Raw genomic sequence first — 15,072 nt, 5'->3', positions numbered from 1 at the left:
CAAAGAAGCCGCAAACTATGTCTGCGGCTTCCATCTATACAGCTCCGCATCATACTCCCTGTGAAGATAGCGCAACACACTGCAGTCTGCTACTTACGCAGGCTGTACAATGTGACAGTTCCGTGCCTTTCGGCAACGGCCCCAGCCTGCACCGCTGTAAGAGCTACAGCACAAGCTTCGGCGGATATTCCTTTCGGCGTGATTCATAGACGGCTCTAACGTCTCCACACGCGTACTTTTTATATCCGCGACCTCTACCTCATCTTAGTATGACGAGGCTATCTTTACTTCATTCATTTATAAACAACAGGAATTAGTATAAAGCAAGTTTACTTCTCAAAGCAATGACAAAATCAGGTACTTCCGTGTTAATTACGGCGGCGCTCTGACATCTGTTGCCATACAGTACCTGCTGCGGCTTCACCTGAGGCGATACGCTCCAACGCCATCTTGGCTTGAAGGCCAACCTCGAACTCTGGATCATCCGCTGCAAGTGTAAGCGCATCTTGAGCTTCAGATGTGCCAACTTCGTAAAGAAAACGAGCTGCGCGCCAGCGGACAAGCTTGCTCTTATCCGTTAGTGCTGCCGTCATCACTGGCGTGGCGGCAGGATCGCCGATGTCGGATAGCGTATCGCCAGCCGTACGTCTTACGGCTGGGGCGCTGTCAGCCATCGCCTCATAGAGCAGCTCCATCGCCTCAGGTGTGCGAAGGTCACCTAGATACACGACAGCAAGCCTGCGAATATGCAGCTTGGGATCGTGTAGCGCTGCCTTAAGCTCCGGCAGGAGCTCCGCCGTCGGCGTAAGATCCTCGAGCGCGGCGTACCGCACGCGCCAATCCTCATGCTTCAGGTCTCGCAGCAGCTCATCCTGCGTGCGAGTTCGTCTCTGCTCGACGAACTCACCTTCGGCTCCGTGCGCAATAGCTTGCTGCACGAGGGAGTCGAGGCGTTCCTGCGGATACGCTGCCTCGATTTCTTGCTCGACCTCGCGCGCAATGTCCGCGGGCTCGCCATAACGCACGCCGTAATCGGTGAGCTTGCGCTCTTTGATCATTACGGCGCTAGCCACATCCATAACCGCTTTAGTAAAGCGGTTAGCTAAGGATATGCGCTCTTCATTCGCGCCTGTTTTTACGCGGATTTGCATCGGAATTCCGCGGAACAATTGGACGAAGACTTGCGCTTCCCCAAAATGCGCACCGGCATTCTCGTCAGCCAGACTCCAATCTCCAGTTAATCCTTCGTTGCTCCCGAAGCGGCTTTGAACTTCCCTTAGAATGGCCGCCCAATCGGCGTTGCCTTTGCGCTCAAGTGCTGCAAAGTCAGCGGCATGATAAATGCTAGTAACGCCCGGTATCGTTAACATTTCACGTGCCCAAGCAGGTGCGGAACGCTCACTTTCTGGCGTATAGGTTTTGCGAATTCCGGGTTCTAAACTTTCGTCCAAATGTAGCTTCATCGTATTTGGACTTGGAGTCGGTTCAATAAAAGTAATCTTCATACGTAGCTCCCCCTTGAACGGTATATGCACCGCCATACTTTATACACATATTATCTCATTTCTGGCGTGAAACCAAAAGAACTCTTCTATTATTTCGCTAAAGTCTGCCATTGTGAGGAATAAAAGGGCGAACCTTTATCATGCTATTTGTATATTTTGCAAAATACGCTGCTGTTCAATATAGTTGTAGTATATTCGCAAAAGCTAGGATTGCCCGGTAAACTTCTGAAGAAGAGGTGTTGTATGCCTAAAACTCGTTACCATAACGTCGATAATGTAAGTACCGATAAATCATTAAAGGAATTTCGCCAGTGGCGTGAGGAGCGTCGTCGCAAGAAGAAGGACTATTCTTATGTTGTACCGAATACGCCGCCCAAAGTATCTTATCTGTCTGAGAATCGATTGGAGAATACCATTACGTGGATTGGGCATTCAACATTTTTCCTTCAATATGAAGGGATGAATATCATTACAGATCCCATCTGGGCGAGAAGGCTAGGCTTTGAAAAAAGACTGGGACAACCTGGGATTCCACTTAGCGAAGTGCCACCGATTGACCTGATTCTGATTTCGCACTCTCATTATGACCATTTGCATATCGCCTCTATCCGTAAATTATATCGGGCAGGGACAACGCTTGTAGTTCCTGTTGGTCTGAAGCGTAAAATGCTTCGCAAAGGGTTCCACAACTGTGTGGAAATGGAATGGTGGCAGGAGATTAAGCTAGGTAAGATCAAGCTTAGTTTTGTTCCTACTCAGCACTGGACGCGGAGAACGCCATGGGATACGAATACTTCTCATTGGGGTGGGTACATCTTGGAGCCCGCTGACTCCGGAAATCAGAAGTCTTCTCCAAATCTTTATTTCGCTGGGGACAGCGGTTATTTCCCAGGCTTTAAGGAGATCGGAAACCGTTATAAGATCGATATCGCGCTTATGCCGATTGGGGCCTATGAACCGGAATGGTTCATGACCTCTCAGCATGTAAATCCTGAGGAAGCCATACAAGCTTTCCTAGATGTAGGGGCGGAGACCATGATTCCGATGCATTACGGTACCTTCAGACTTGCTGATGATACCGCCCGGGAAGCACTGGATCGTATGGAGAATGCCCGAGTTAAACACGCGATTTCGGAGGAAAGAATTCGTATACTCGGTTATGGAGAAACACTGGTCGTACAAAAGGAGAATCGCACATCTGGGGAATAATTGAAAAAATTCCTCCTTAAAAGTTGTCGCTGTAAAACAGCTGGAATAAGTTTCGCAGGAGAGAGATCAGCTTAAATGCCTATTTCACGGGATTTTTGCACTGATTTTATGCTATAATGAGCCGAAACCCTAAAGTGAAAAGGATGGTAATGCGTAATGATTAGCACAAGCGGCGTAACACTCCGCTACGGAAAACGCGCTCTCTTCGAAGATGTAAACATAAAATTCACCCCTGGTAACTGCTATGGTTTGATTGGTGCCAATGGTGCTGGTAAATCAACCTTTCTGAAAATTCTGTCTGGGGAGATTGAAGCGAACACGGGTGATGTTCATATAACACCAGGTGAACGCCTTGCAGTTCTGAAGCAGAATCATTTCGAGTACGATGAATTCCCGGTACTTGAAACAGTAATTATGGGTCACACTCGTCTTTATGAAATCATGAAAGAAAAGGACGCGCTTTATGCGAAGTCAGATTTCACGGAAGCAGATGGCCTACGTGCCGGTGAGCTTGAAGGCGAATTTGCAGAACTTAATGGCTGGGATGCAGAGCCGGATGCGGCAGCTATGCTGATCGGTCTTGGTATTATGCGTGAACTGCATGATAAGAAAATGGCCGAACTGAGCGGCAATGAGAAGGTACGGGTACTCTTGGCACAAGCCTTGTTTGGCCGTCCAAATAACCTCCTGCTCGATGAGCCTACCAACCACTTGGATCTAGAATCGATTGGCTGGTTAGAGAACTTTCTCATGGATTATGAAGGTACTGTTATCGTCGTATCCCATGACCGTCACTTCTTGAACAAAGTATGTACGCATATTGCGGATATTGATTTTGGCAAAATCCAGATGTACGTTGGTAACTACGACTTCTGGTATGAGTCCAGTCAGCTTGCTCAAGCTTTGCAGCGTGATTCGAACAAGAAGAAGGAAGACAAGATCAAGGAACTGCAAGCCTTTATTCAGCGTTTCTCGGCCAATGCTTCCAAGTCTAAGCAGGCGACTTCTCGTAAGAAACAACTCGAGAAAATTACGTTGGATGACATTCGTCCATCTAACCGTAAATATCCGTTCCTCAACTTCAAACCTGAACGTGAAGCAGGTAAGCAGCTTCTGACAATCAGTGGATTGACCAAATCGGTTGAAGGTGAGAAGGTTCTTGATGAAATCAGCTTTGTAGTTAACAAAGGTGATAAGATTGCTTTCGTGGGTCCTTACTCCCAGCCTAAATCACTGCTGTTTGATGTGATCATGGGTGAGCAGGAAGCGGATGCAGGTGAATATGCATGGGGAGTCACTACAACTCAAGCTTATTTCCCGAAAGACAACTCCAGCTATTTCGATGGCGTGGACATGAATCTCGTAGAATGGCTGCGTCAGTATTCTAAAGATCAAGATGAGACGTTCCTACGTGGATTCCTTGGACGGATGCTGTTCGCCGGAGAAGAAGCACTGAAGAAAGCAAGCGTATTGTCCGGGGGCGAGAAGGTTCGCTGTATGCTGGCGAAGATGATGCTGAACGGTGCGAACGTGCTTGTATTCGATGAACCTACCAATCACTTGGATTTGGAATCCATTACGGCACTGAATAACGGACTGATCGATTTCGACGGGACTATTCTATTCACTTCCCATGACCATCAGTTCATCCAAACGATTGCTAACCGTATCATTGAGATCACACCTACAGGTGTAATTGATCGCACGATGACATACGATGAGTATTTAGAGAATCCAGAAATTAAGGAAATGCGCCAACGCATGTATCCTGTAGAAGTATAATATTTACTTTCCGCCGTTATGCGGAAGGAACCCGTTAAGCAGCTACTCTAATCCTAATAGGATTGGAGTAGCTGTCTTTATAATTTCTATTTTGAAAAGATAACGGCAGGTGATGCTTGTGGACAGAACTATTTTTATTATGAGGCATGGGGAGACCGAATTTAATACGGAAGGTCGTTACCAAGGCCAATTGGATTCACCTCTGACTGAGCATGGAATGGATCAAGTCAGACAAATGGGCAGGCTGCTTCGTTATTCGGTGGATCATCCCTCCGAATGGAAGGTGATTTCAAGTCCACTTGGGAGAGCGCTGCAAAGCACACAAATTTTGTGTGATATCTTAGGTTATGATTTCAATAAAGTAGAAACGGATTCTAGGTTAAGTGAGGTTTCCGTTGGTTCTTGGTCAGGGTTAACGCTTAAGGAAATTGAGCAGGGCTGGCCGAATAGTCTTGAAGATACGACTATGTATGATTGGTATTTTCGTTCACCAGATGGAGAGAGCTATGAAGCGGTTCAGGAGCGTGTCACAGACTGGCTTGATAGCTTGTCCTCCACTCCGCGGGTCATTGCGGTTACACATGGATTAACAAGTAGAATTCTACGGGGAGTATACGCGGGGCTTGCAAGACAGGACGCCTTATCACTTGAGGTTTCCCAAAGCGCATGTTTTCAGTTGGCTAATTATACAATAAAGAGAATCAGTTATGAATTTGATGAGTTCTAGCCCATCCATTAAGGCAGACGAACGCATAAAAGGCTGCGTTGTCCCTGAGGGATACGCAGCCTTTTATGTTTATAAAATAGTGCTAGGATCCGCCGGTACGACGGCGTTGGTTGCTAGGCTTTTTGTTATTCTGACTTTTTAGGGGTTTAGCGGATCCGGCCTGGAAAGTTGATCCAGGTTTAGAGGAAGATTGTTGTTTCTTCTGCTCCAGCTTTTGCCGGATAGCTTCAGCTAAATTGATTTTTCCTTTTTCATTGTTTTCGCTCATTATGATAACCTCCTTTGAAGCAAGTCCTTCACTTTATTCTAATTGTTTTTAAATGCTGCTACAAGGGCAAGAATAATTGAAAGAATTCTTTTCTAACAAAACAGAAAACGAGGAGATAGCCAAAATGGTTGATATTTACGAAGATATACGTAAAGGCGAGCGTGGCGCTTGGGTTAGTATAGCCGCTTACCTCATTTTATCGACATTCAAGCTGGTTAGCGGTTATCTATTCGCCTCTAGTGCATTGGTCGCGGACGGTGTCAATAATTTAACTGACATCGTAGCATCTGCAGCCGTGTTGGTTGGTCTAAAGATTTCGCGGAAGCCACCTGACTCTGACCATGCTTATGGACATTTTCGGGCAGAGACAGTAGCTGCATTGTTGGCTTCATTTATTATGGCGGTAGTAGGTATTCAAGTGATTGTGGAGGCGGTGCGGTCCTTTTTCGATCGTGCAAAGGAAACCCCGCAGCTATGGTCTGCTGGTGTGGCCCTAGTGTGTGCAGTAGCAATGATGGGAGTATACATATACAACAAAAGGCTGGCTAAGCAGATAAATAGTAGTGCACTCATGGCAGCGGCGAAAGATAATTTTTCGGATGCTATGGTTAGTATAGGTGCTGCTGTTGGGATTGTAGGTGCGCAGTTCGGACTGCCGTGGATTGATTCTGCGGCGGCAGTAGTTGTCGGACTAATTATCTCTAAGACGGCATGGGATATTTTTCGTGACTCGACCTACCGGCTTACGGATGGCTTTGATGAAGATAGATTGATGGATCTACGTAGTACGATTGCTCGAACACCGGGAGTAGAGGGGATTAAAGATGTGAAGGCACGGGTGCACGGGAACCATGTACACGTGGATGTTGTAGTGGAGGTAGACGCGAATATTACAGTGGTGGAAGGTCATAGGATTAGTGATTCCATTGAAGAGAGAATGAGCAAGCTACACAATATTATGAATGTACAGGTGCATGTGGAACCTAAAGATTAAATTGAAAAATTCTATTTTAAGGAAAAAACAAACATATTCAAGGAGGATTCAAGACTTTAGTCCTGTGTTTTACCATAAAGTGGCATGATTATATGTGCAATTTGGAGCATGTTCCAAATCCCGGGCAAGCCTATAATGAGGGCATAAAGGAATGTAGTACACACCTTTGTTGAAATCTCATCATGGTATTGGGGGAACGTATGATTAAATCACATAAGCAATTAACAGCATCCTTATTGGTTTCAGCTGCAATTGTTGCAGGTTTAGGAGTATCTGCTCCTGGAAATGCAGCAGCAGCCTCAAGTCCATCAAATTCAGTTATGGCAGCAGCAGCCGGTCAAACAGCGGTCATCGAGGCAAGTGTTCGCCTTCGCAGTACACCTTCTACAAGTGGAGAAGTAGTGAAGTATTTGCAAAAGGGAGATCAAGTGCAGATTGTGGCACAACCGAATAGCTATTGGTATCAGGTGAAAGCAGCGGATGGATCCGTAGGCTATACAAGTGCAGATGATAAGTATATCAGCGTAAATTCATCATCAGTAGGTACACCAACAACACCATCAGCACAAACGGGAACCATAAAGTACGGAGTGAATCTTCGAACTACACCTTCTACAAGCGGAAAAGTACTGAGACTTCTGAAGAAGGGAGAACAAGTACAGCTTCTGGCACAGCCGAACAGCTCCTGGTATCAAATTCAAACCTCTGATGGTAGCATTGGATATATAAGTTCAAATGATCAATATACTTCGTTCGCTAATAATGGGGGGACTGGGACGGTAACGCCGACACCGACGCCGCCAGCACCAGTACCACCTATTTCTACACCTGGGGCTTCTGCCCAAATCGAGAGTGTAATCTCAGCAGGTATGGGCTATCTTGGGACACCTTATGAGTTTGGTTCCAGCAGATATGATACAAGTACCTTCGATTGTTCTGATTTTATCCGGCAAATTTTCATGGATGGTGTGAATCTGAAACTGCCTGCTGATTCCCGTCAACAGGGAGATTGGGTGAAATCGAATAGTACGGTAGTTACGTCTATTTCCGGTTTGAAACGCGGCGATCTAATGTTCTTTATGGATTATAAAGGGAACTCCGCTTCAGCGTATGAAGGGGTCGACAAATCTAAGGCAAGAATATCGCATGTTGCTATGTATCTAGGAGATGGACAAGTTCTCCATACGTATTCCGTAGCTTCAGGCGGGGTGAAAGTAGATAAATTAAGCGCTTCTTGGACGAATCGTTTCCTCTTCGGGGGATCGGTCATCCGATAATTATATAGGTATACAGAAGCGGCAGCATCGCATGTTTGTGACGGGTGAACAAAGGCGGCGTAAGCGCAAAAGCTACCCCCTCAGTAGAATGATCTACTGAGGGGGTAGCTTTTTGTATATATAAGAGTTTATATGTTCCGTTCTATAAATTATCCTTATATTTCTCGCTTAAACACTTGCCGTCCTTATAGGGACGCCGAAGGCATTTATGCTTGTTATCATCTTTTTTGTACTAATTACATAATTACATTGGCAGCAACAGGAACCTTTACCCACGCTTTTCCTAGCCAAGTGTAGATTTCTCTCCATTCATTGCCCCAAGTATCCGTAATCACTTCACCTGTGGTATCAAGCGTTTGAGCGCTAAGCCAGCCTGCGGGAATCATAGTGCCAACTGAAAAGTGGAAAGCTGTTTTTTCGGTTAGAACAATTTGTGGTGTGGCTGGAGTAATATCCGATGGGGTAATGATCGTTTCAAAAGATGTTGTGTAAGTGCTTCCATTTGCGGTCGTAGAATCTGTAGTTGTCCCTGTTACCTCTGCGGCTGATGCTGTAGCTGCTATTGAAGCCATAAGTCCTAAGGCAACTGTTATGCTGGCGAATTTTTTCATGTTAAGTTCCTCCTCATTATGATCTAATTTCAAAACTTTTTCTTATTTTCTCAAGTGACATCTGTGTGGGAATGACCTATACTTTCTGCATGATGAATAAGATATATGGATAGATATGGGAGGAGGCTACATCGATCTACCTCTGCGTCCCGTGAAGAGGGAAACAACAAACAGAACCAAGAATACGAAGAATAGTATCTTTGCAAGACCAGCAGCGGCTGCTACAAGATTGAAGAAACCAAAGATACCAGCGATTACAGCTACAACTAGCAGAATTGCGGACCATTTTAACATTACATATCACCTATCCTTTTTTTGATTTGTAGTCATTGTATAAACGGGGACTTTGATTCTGAAACAAAGGGGAGCAGGGAGTTTTGACAACGCTCGACAGATTGTTTCGGCATATGGTAGTAGGGGTAACTATGCAGTATACAAGGCTGATTAGCCACTATTTATGAGATTTGGAAGGGGTTATGAATATGATCATTGAACTTAGTGTAGCTCTCGTTGCCATCGCATTCGCAATACTTGTTTTCTTTCTAATTAAGACATTGCAGTCAGCGAAGCAATCTCTTGACAAAGTAAGCCAGACCTTGGTGGAAGTGCAGAAGACGATGGATGAACTGACTTATGAAGTGAAGACTACAGTCAGACATGCAAATGAAATTACCGCTGATGTACAGAATAAAATTCAGAAGATTGATCCTGTCATAGATTCTGTGAAGAATTTGGGAGAAGTTATGAATGAGTTGACCTTAACCGTTAAGCAAGTTTCAGTAACTGTGATTGAAAGATATCGTAAATCACATGAATTGAGGGAGAAGCGTAAGGGGGTATCCTTAAAAGAAGCTCCGCTGACTCCAGCTGAGGAACGTACGGTAAACTCTTATGATGCTGTTAATAACGAGAAAGCACCGGGGAAAATAGCTACTGTGTTAAAAAGTGTAGATGTAGCTGCAACTCTTTGGAAAAAATTCCGTCATTAAAGTTAAGGCAGCAAGTCCTCTGTAAATGGCGGCTGCAGATAAGAAAGGTGGGATAACAACATGAACATTATCATTCTTTTGTTTAGTCTACTTTCCCCATACTTTGATGCGTCTCCACAGTTGACGCCTATCTCAACTTTTAGTGATCAGCCTAAGACAGTTCTCACATTTGAATATTCCTCAGAAACGAGCCCTTCTATAAACCGGTTTGATTCACTGCAAGGTGTTGCTTTATATGCTACGAAGGAAGAATTGCTTCTGGCCAAGGGTGATCCGCTTGCGGTAACAAATGATCCATTGCAAGGGACAGAGGAGTACCAATATGCAGATGTGACAGTGGGTGTTGGTGAGGGGTTTGTGCTGTATGTGCATGTCTCACCATCTCAAGCACAGCAGTTTGGTCTACAGGTAAATGGGGTGGGAATTGATCCCATGAAGGATAATGTGCAATCTACCTTGGGTAAACCGTATTTTATAGCCGAAGATGGAGACGTGTATATGAGAGGAAATAATGCGCTCAAAATATATCGAAATTTAGCAGGTGAATTTGAAGGTATTGATTTATTTGATAGTATTTCTTCTTAATATGTTTCACTTTTGATCATTTTGGTTAATAAATAGGGGCTGTCTTTACCATAGAGTAACCTCCCGAACCACTACATGTAGTGGCTCGGGAGGTTACTTTGCTGAAGGCGTAAATGAACCTATTACTATATTTACATATATTAAAAATAGAAATAACACATTTAAATAGCGTATGATATAGGTAATGAGTCGCAGAATTTTTCGTTCGTAATACTATTCGTGTGAGGTGAAGATGATGAGAATCTTAATCGTAGATGACAATCCGACTAATGTTATCATTATCCGTGAAATCCTGAAAAAAGAAGATTACCGAAATTTCGTAACCGCATCCTCAGCAAAAGAGATGCTTACGCGGTTGGGTATCGGTTCTGTGAGTGAAGATGGACGTCCTCGGATGTCAGATATCGATCTGATTTTACTGGATATGATGATGCCGGAAATGGATGGAATCGAGGCATGTCGTGTTGTGCAGCAATACGAACACCTGAAGGATATTCCAATAATAATGGTTACAGCTGTTGGAGATTCCAAGAAGCTGGCAGAAGCACTGGATGCAGGTGCAGTAGATTATGTTACGAAACCCATTAACAAAGTGGAACTGATGGCCCGAATTAGGCTCGCGCTGCGGTTGAAGCGAGAGAAAGATTGGCATAAGGAACGAGATCAGCGAATTCAAGAAGAATTGAGACTGGCCGCACTTGTTCAGAATGCTGTGTTGAGCTCGCCTCTTCAGGAAGAGAATTTTGAGGTCAATGCCATCTATCAGCCATCCTCTGAGCTTGCCGGTGATTTATACGCGTGGTACCCCCTTGGTGATGGCCGATATGGCGTGATCCTGCTGGACATTATGGGACACGGAATATCGTCATCTCTTTTTTGTATGTTTCTTGCTTCTGTATTAAAGGACACGGTAACTACGTATGTAGAGCCGGAAAAGGTAATTCAGGAGCTCAATCGAAGGTTTAATCAGCTCTATATTGAGAAAAAGTTGATCCAATACTACTTTACGACCATTTATCTTGTGATAGATACCCGTATGAAACGTATTGACTACGTTAACGCCGGGCATCCACCAGCGCTGTTTTTTGAAGGCGAGGCTAAGACTCCAGTCATGCTGGAGAGTAACTGTCACCCAGTAGGTCTGTTTGAACGGATCGATATTCAGCCACAGAGCTTAACCTATGAAGATGAAGGGCATTTAGTTCTTTATACAGATGGTCTATTGGAACTGGTTGAGGGTGAACAAGAAGAGCAGCTTAAATTTATGATTCAACATTTAAATGTTGAACATAAGTGGAACGAAGAAGCTATTCGGGCTGCATTTTTCAATGTAGAGGTTCCTAAAGAGCGTGATGATGATAAATGTATTGTGTGGATCTCACTGAAGAAGGGAACAGATAGAGAATGAAGATAAAGGCTAAACTCTTAATTGGCTTCAGTGCCATGTTAGCGATTATGCTTGCACTTACGATGATAGGATACGACCGCTTAAATTATATGAATGACCAACTGGAAGGTTATCAGGACAGATATATGAAGGGGCGGTCTTCTTCGGGGATGCGTGGAGAAGTCAATGATATGGCGCGAATATTGACCACGACCATGCTAAGTGCAGATGCATCATCGGTAGAATCTCAAAAGAATGAGATTGATAAAAAGATTAATAAAGCGAATGAGCACTACGAGAAAATAAAAGCGTCGATGACCAGCGCTGAAGAGATGCAAATGGTTAGTCAAATAGATGATGCGTACACCTCTTATTTAAATTATCAGGAAAAGGTATTGAAACTGCTATCGGCTGGTTATTTTCAAAATGCCAGCACATATTCCAACACAGAGGGACAAGCGATTCAGAATGCCGTGTTAAACGCTCTGAACAGTCTCTCTGATTATAATGCGTTTATTATGAACGAAGAGAGTACGAAGGCCAACGAAGCTTATAAAAGTTCGACTCAGATGGTAGTTCTTATGATGATTCTGGGCTTACTTCTCGGACTTGGAGTAGTTCTTTGGATCATCCCTAGCATCACACGGGGGCTTAATGTCGTTTCGATGATGATTACCAGCTTTGGCAACGGTAAAGTGAGAGCCATACGGCGTATAAAGGTTACTACTAAAGATGAAATTGGTGAGGTTGCTCTCGTCTTTAAGAAGATGGCTTTAGATCTTGAACAGAAGCAGCAAATGGAACAGGCCTATGCGCAAGCGCAGAATGACCAATCCTGGCTGAATGCGAATGTTGCTCAGGTGACGGAACTATTGCGAGGTGTTAGCTCCTTGGATCAGGTCTCACAGACCTTCATCAATGAGTTTACCCCTGTGCTGGGAGCACAGTTCGGAGCTGTATATTTAAAAGATGCCAATCGTCCTGATTTTTTACGAAGCAGTGGATATTATGCAGTAGATAACGATAAGAAACCTAAGGACGGGTTTATGATTGGAGAAGGGCTAGTAGGACAAAGTGCGCTCGATATGCACCCAATTAGACTGGAGAAGGCTCCTGAAGACTATTCATCCGTCAAGTCCGGATTTGTGGATGCGCAACCTAGATATATTTCTATCCATCCGCTTATTTTTGAAGACGAACTGCTGGGTGTAGTAGAATTTGCTTCATTCCAACCTTTTAGCAGTTTGAAAAATGATTTGCTGCAACAACTTGCGAATAATTTAAGTATTATTTTTAATAATATTAGCCGTCGTTTGATCGTGGAGAAATTATTGCGTGATTCACAAGCTCTTACGGAAGAGCTGCAGTGTCAGTCGGAGGAATTACAGACTCAGCAAGAGGAATTGCGTCGTTCCAATGAGAACTTGGAAGAGCAGACGGATGCGCTTAAACGTTCGGAAGAACTGCTCCAGCGTCAGCAGGAAGAACTGGAGCATTATAATACGGAACTTATTGCCAAGACCCGCGCTTTAGAGGAACAAGTGCAAGAGGTTGAAGAGAAGAAAGATGAAATTGAGCATGCAAAAATTCAATTAGAGAAACAGGCCAAACAATTATCTGTGACAAGTAAATATAAATCAGAGTTCTTGGCGAATATGTCTCATGAATTGCGGACTCCACTTAACAGTCTCTTGATTTTATCTCAGCTTCTTACGGAGAATAAGGATGGCAACTTGTCAGAGAAACAGGTTGAATTTGCACATACGATTTATATGTCAGGTGCAGACTTGCTTAAGATGATTGATGAGATTTTGGACTTATCCAAGGTTGACGCTGGCAAGATGGAACTGAACCAAGAAGAAATTAAATTAACGGAGCTGAAGAGCTTTGTGAAGCAGAATTTTGCTCCGCAAGCGCTCAAAAAGGGACTTTCTTTAAAAATCACCTTTAACGAGCCATTACCAGATAGCGTCATTGCCGATGGTCATCGGTTGAAGCAGGTGCTAAGAAATCTACTTTCTAATGCTTTTAAGTTTACGATGGAAGGGTTTATTGAGTTCTCGGTTAGCCAAGCAGATGACAATCTTATTCCGCTGGATCTGCCGAGTGAAGTTGAATATATTGCTATTGCTGTGAAGGACAGTGGAATTGGTATACCGGCGGACAAGACCGATATTGTGTTTGAAGCTTTCCAACAGGTGGATGGGACAACCAGCCGTAAATTTGGGGGGACAGGCTTAGGTTTATCCATTAGCCGTGAGTTAGCGCGTTTAATGGGTGGAGCTATTGTGCTGGAATCCCGTGAGGGTCAAGGCAGTACCTTTACTATGTATTTGCCGGTTATAGGGAATTATAATAAACAACCCGCAGTAATAGAAGCTGCTGCTTCTAGAGAGGATCGGGCCTTCGAAGAATATATCGGAGATATGCTTCCAACCCTTGTACCAACGCCAGTCCATGAACCTATTCCACAATTGATGATCGATGATGACCGTGATCATTTGACTGCAAATGATAAGGTTCTGCTTATTATTGAAGACGATGAGAGCTTTGCGAAAATATTACTGGATATGGCTCATGGCCGCAATTTCAAAGGGCTTGTAGCCCTTCAAGGCGATACTGGACTGCAGATGGCGAAGACTTATCTACCTGATGCAATTATTCTAGACATTCAGCTGCCTGTAATGGACGGTTGGACCATCCTTAGAGAGTTAAAAAGCGCATCTCAGACCCGCCACATTCCTGTCCATGTCATCTCTGTAAATGATGAAGTGAAGCAGGGGCTTATGATGGGGGCTATGGCTTATTTAAGAAAACCATCTTCTAGAGAAGCTCTAGAGCGGGCGTTCTCGCAAATCGAGAACTACACCTCCAGTACGTTGAAATACTTGCTGATTGTTGAGGATGATGAGATTCAGCGTCGTTCTATCATGGAATTGATCGGTCACGACGATGTGGCTATAACCGCAGTTTCAACTGGCGGGGAGGCACTGAGTGAGCTACGGAAGCAGAGATATGATTGTATGGTTCTGGATCTGATGCTTGAGGATATGACTGGTTTCGATCTGCTGGATCAAATTCGTGATGATGAGGAATTAAATGATCTACCTATTATTATTTATACGGGTAAGGATTTGGATGGCAAAGAAGAGACACAGCTACGCAAATATGCGGAATCAATTATTATCAAGGATGTACGTTCTCCAGAACGGTTATTAGATGAGACTACGCTGTTCTTGCACCGGGTAGAAGCCAATCTTCCGGAAGATAAACGTAAGATACTGCAGAAGCTTCATAATAAAGAAGAATTGTTCGAAGGAAAGAAAATACTGCTCGTCGATGATGATATTCGCAATGTGTTTGCGCTCTCCAGTGTACTCGAAGAGTATCATATGGAAGTGAAGTTTGCGGAGAATGGACGCGAGGCGCTGGAAATGCTGGTAGAGCAAGAAGATTTCGATCTTGTACTAATGGATATGATGATGCCGGAGATGGACGGATATGAGGCTATGCGCCGGATTCGCGAGATGCCGCAGTACAAGAAACTGCCTATTATTGCGCTTACCGCCAAAGCTATGAAAGAGGATCGTGCCAAATGCATTGAAGCGGGGGCCTCTGACTATATGAAGAAGCCAATCGCAACGGGTCAACTTCTATCTTTAATGCGAGTCTGGCTGTATTCGTAACCTCAATATTGGGGTAATACTTTAAAAGAACTAACAAAAAGCCATTCTTCAA

The 15,072-nt window shown here is 44.2% G+C and carries 13 protein-coding genes and 1 riboswitch; of the genes, 9 read left to right on the top strand and 4 right to left on the bottom strand.

Annotation, left to right across the window (positions count from 1 at the left end; all coding sequences use genetic code 11):
- Positions 1–59 precede the first annotated feature (59 nt).
- Positions 60–265: riboswitch (Lysine riboswitch) on the bottom strand.
- Positions 266–368: 103 nt separating this feature from the next.
- Positions 369–1,505, bottom strand: a complete 1,137-nt coding sequence (locus MHB64_RS26885) for a virulence factor (RefSeq protein ID WP_094877867.1) — start codon at positions 1,503–1,505, stop codon at positions 369–371.
- Positions 1,506–1,748: 243 nt separating this feature from the next.
- Here MHB64_RS26885 and MHB64_RS26880 point away from each other — a divergent pair, with 243 nt between their 5' ends.
- From MHB64_RS26880 to MHB64_RS26870, 3 genes are all read left to right on the top strand, one after another.
- Entirely contained in the window at positions 1,749–2,714 is a 966-nt protein-coding gene (locus tag MHB64_RS26880) for an MBL fold metallo-hydrolase (protein WP_094877866.1), read from the top strand.
- Between the two features lie 156 nt (positions 2,715–2,870).
- A complete protein-coding gene (locus MHB64_RS26875) occupies positions 2,871–4,496 on the top strand; it encodes an ABC-F family ATP-binding cassette domain-containing protein (protein WP_094872450.1) in 1,626 nt (541 codons plus the stop codon).
- 118 nt (positions 4,497–4,614) lie between these two features.
- Positions 4,615–5,223, top strand: coding sequence for a histidine phosphatase family protein (locus tag MHB64_RS26870; RefSeq protein WP_341135754.1), 609 nt, complete (start codon positions 4,615–4,617; stop codon positions 5,221–5,223).
- A gap of 82 nt (positions 5,224–5,305) precedes the next feature.
- Here the strand turns inward: MHB64_RS26870 and MHB64_RS26865 are convergent, their stop codons facing one another.
- Positions 5,306–5,491 carry a hypothetical protein gene (locus MHB64_RS26865; RefSeq protein WP_094872449.1) on the bottom strand — a complete coding sequence of 62 codons (186 nt, stop codon included), beginning with the start codon at positions 5,489–5,491 and terminating at the stop codon, positions 5,306–5,308.
- Positions 5,492–5,615: 124 nt separating this feature from the next.
- Here MHB64_RS26865 and MHB64_RS26860 point away from each other — a divergent pair, with 124 nt between their 5' ends.
- The gene (locus MHB64_RS26860) at positions 5,616–6,485 is read left to right on the top strand and encodes a cation diffusion facilitator family transporter (protein ID WP_042191865.1); all 870 of its coding nucleotides are present in this window, start codon (positions 5,616–5,618) and stop codon (positions 6,483–6,485) included.
- Between the two features lie 200 nt (positions 6,486–6,685).
- On the top strand, positions 6,686–7,762 hold the full coding sequence (locus MHB64_RS26855) for a C40 family peptidase (protein WP_341135753.1): 1,077 nt from the start codon (positions 6,686–6,688) through the stop codon (positions 7,760–7,762).
- A 236-nt stretch (positions 7,763–7,998) separates the two neighbouring features.
- On the opposite strand, the gene MHB64_RS26850 is transcribed toward MHB64_RS26855, so the two are convergent.
- Both MHB64_RS26850 and MHB64_RS26845 read right to left on the bottom strand, forming a co-directional pair.
- Positions 7,999–8,373: a hypothetical protein gene (locus MHB64_RS26850; RefSeq protein WP_341135752.1), complete on the bottom strand. Its 375-nt coding sequence runs from the start codon at positions 8,371–8,373 to the stop codon at positions 7,999–8,001.
- A gap of 126 nt (positions 8,374–8,499) precedes the next feature.
- Entirely contained in the window at positions 8,500–8,667 is a 168-nt protein-coding gene (locus MHB64_RS26845) for a DUF1328 family protein (protein ID WP_042131050.1), read from the bottom strand.
- 188 nt (positions 8,668–8,855) lie between these two features.
- Between MHB64_RS26845 and MHB64_RS26840 the strand changes: the two genes are divergently transcribed.
- From MHB64_RS26840 to MHB64_RS26825, 4 genes are all read left to right on the top strand, one after another.
- Positions 8,856–9,362 carry a DUF948 domain-containing protein gene (locus MHB64_RS26840; RefSeq protein WP_094872444.1) on the top strand — a complete coding sequence of 169 codons (507 nt, stop codon included), beginning with the start codon at positions 8,856–8,858 and terminating at the stop codon, positions 9,360–9,362.
- A gap of 60 nt (positions 9,363–9,422) precedes the next feature.
- Positions 9,423–9,947 (top strand): hypothetical protein, encoded by a 525-nt coding sequence (locus MHB64_RS26835; RefSeq protein ID WP_094872443.1) that lies wholly within the window; start codon positions 9,423–9,425, stop codon positions 9,945–9,947.
- Between the two features lie 235 nt (positions 9,948–10,182).
- Positions 10,183–11,355, top strand: coding sequence for a SpoIIE family protein phosphatase (locus MHB64_RS26830; RefSeq protein ID WP_094872441.1), 1,173 nt, complete (start codon positions 10,183–10,185; stop codon positions 11,353–11,355).
- Positions 11,352–15,020, top strand: a complete 3,669-nt coding sequence (locus MHB64_RS26825; protein WP_094872440.1) for a response regulator — start codon at positions 11,352–11,354, stop codon at positions 15,018–15,020. The genes MHB64_RS26830 and MHB64_RS26825 overlap by 4 nt, the downstream gene beginning before the upstream one ends.
- Positions 15,021–15,072 lie beyond the last annotated feature (52 nt).

This window comes from Paenibacillus sp. FSL K6-2859, from assembly GCF_038008265.1.
GTDB lineage: Bacteria > Bacillota > Bacilli > Paenibacillales > Paenibacillaceae > Paenibacillus_AQ > Paenibacillus_AQ nitricinens.
Note: the sequence above shows the minus strand (reverse complement) of the source record. Positions and strands in the feature narration are given on the sequence as shown.

Bases quoted from the DNA above. Each gene is read 5' to 3' on its own strand.
- MHB64_RS26885 (WP_094877867.1), bottom strand. From the start codon at position 1,505: ATGAAGATTACTTTTATTGAACCGACTCCAAGTCCAAATACGATGAAG.
- MHB64_RS26880 (WP_094877866.1), top strand. From the start codon at position 1,749: ATGCCTAAAACTCGTTACCATAACGTCGATAATGTAAGTACCGATAAA.
- MHB64_RS26875 (WP_094872450.1), top strand. From the start codon at position 2,871: ATGATTAGCACAAGCGGCGTAACACTCCGCTACGGAAAACGCGCTCTC.
- MHB64_RS26865 (WP_094872449.1), bottom strand. From the start codon at position 5,491: ATGAGCGAAAACAATGAAAAAGGAAAAATCAATTTAGCTGAAGCTATC.
- MHB64_RS26860 (WP_042191865.1), top strand. From the start codon at position 5,616: ATGGTTGATATTTACGAAGATATACGTAAAGGCGAGCGTGGCGCTTGG.
- MHB64_RS26855 (WP_341135753.1), top strand. From the start codon at position 6,686: ATGATTAAATCACATAAGCAATTAACAGCATCCTTATTGGTTTCAGCT.
- MHB64_RS26850 (WP_341135752.1), bottom strand. From the start codon at position 8,373: ATGAAAAAATTCGCCAGCATAACAGTTGCCTTAGGACTTATGGCTTCA.
- MHB64_RS26845 (WP_042131050.1), bottom strand. From the start codon at position 8,667: ATGTTAAAATGGTCCGCAATTCTGCTAGTTGTAGCTGTAATCGCTGGT.
- MHB64_RS26840 (WP_094872444.1), top strand. From the start codon at position 8,856: ATGATCATTGAACTTAGTGTAGCTCTCGTTGCCATCGCATTCGCAATA.
- MHB64_RS26835 (WP_094872443.1), top strand. From the start codon at position 9,423: ATGAACATTATCATTCTTTTGTTTAGTCTACTTTCCCCATACTTTGAT.
- MHB64_RS26830 (WP_094872441.1), top strand. From the start codon at position 10,183: ATGAGAATCTTAATCGTAGATGACAATCCGACTAATGTTATCATTATC.
- MHB64_RS26825 (WP_094872440.1), top strand. From the start codon at position 11,352: ATGAAGATAAAGGCTAAACTCTTAATTGGCTTCAGTGCCATGTTAGCG.